1 protein-coding gene is annotated in these 1,140 nt (G+C 57.5%); it reads right to left on the bottom strand.

The window, feature by feature from the left end; genetic code table 11:
- A partial coding sequence (locus tag GVK32_RS28655) for a carbohydrate porin (protein ID WP_159880943.1) occupies positions 1 to 1,140 on the bottom strand: 1,140 nt, incomplete at both ends.

Here is a 1,140-nt window from a genome sequence, read left to right as displayed (position 1 = left end):
GATGTTCTGCGACAGCGTCAGCTTCCAGCCCTTGTTGTCGCCACCCTGATCGTAGTCAACGCGCTGATAGCCGGCTTCCAGCCAGGTTGAATGCACGTCGTTCCAGAAATACATCGGACGGATAATCGCGCCGTAGTTTTTACGGTTATCGGTATTGTCCTTGCCGTTGTCGTAGTCATGGAAGGCCAGCAGATACTCCACCTGCGCCTGTCGGGTAAACTTGTGGCTGCCCTCAAAGCTGGCGTAGATGGCCGTCAGATCGTCGGTTTTGTTATAGACGCTGTTATCCGAGTTATCGGAATAGCGCAGGATAACTTTGTTGACCCCGCCGTCGTTGGTATGGCTCAGCACCAGGCCGCCCTGCCAGGCATCCAGCTGCGCGTCGTTGTCCACCGCTTTTGAATCAAAGCCGTAGTTGGCATACACCTCAACGTCGATTGGCCCGGCCTTCATATTGTGGATTTTTGACGTCAGCGCGTAGTGGCCGTCGTCGCCGGTGCCCGAGCCGCCGGTACAGGTGATGCGCGACGGGTTGGACTCATCGGCCATCACCTCCGGGCTACAGGACTCAACCTGTGAGACCCCCGCCACGTCAAACTGTACGCCGCCGATATCAAAGTTTTTCACCCCGGCGCCCTGGCCGTCGTGGTTCATCCAGAAGTAGTCGTTGATCCCCTGCTGCGGACGCTGGTGGAAGTCGCGACCGGCCCAGATATAGGCGTTGGGGTTTGATTCGAGGACGTTAGTGACGCCGACGTAGGCCTTTTTCAGGTTAACTTCGTCGCTCCAGTGGTCAAACATGACGTTAATATCCCAGATAGCGCCCTGGCTGCTCTTGAAAGCCTTGGTTATCTGGAATTCGCCGCCGTTGCCTTCGTTGCCGAGACGGCCGATGGCCGACGCGCCGTTGTAGGAGCCGTCGACGCCGACGAACTTCTGATCGCCGGTCTGGAACTGGGCGCCGTAGCGGGCGTAGCCGCTAAACTTCAGGCCGAATGGAATAGCCATATCCGGCGTGGCTGCGGTGGTCTGGGGGTTAGTAATGACGTCCACCTTTTTATCGGCGGCGGCATCGATTTTGGTCTGACGGTCGGCCAGCGCTTTATCCACGGCTTTCGCCACAATGGCATCTATTTGTTG

The sequence above is a fragment of the Klebsiella sp. 18074 genome, from assembly GCF_902705905.1.
Lineage (GTDB): Bacteria > Pseudomonadota > Gammaproteobacteria > Enterobacterales > Enterobacteriaceae > Klebsiella > Klebsiella terrigena.
The sequence above is the reverse complement of the archived record's forward strand: the minus strand, read 5'-3'. Positions and strand labels throughout refer to the sequence as shown.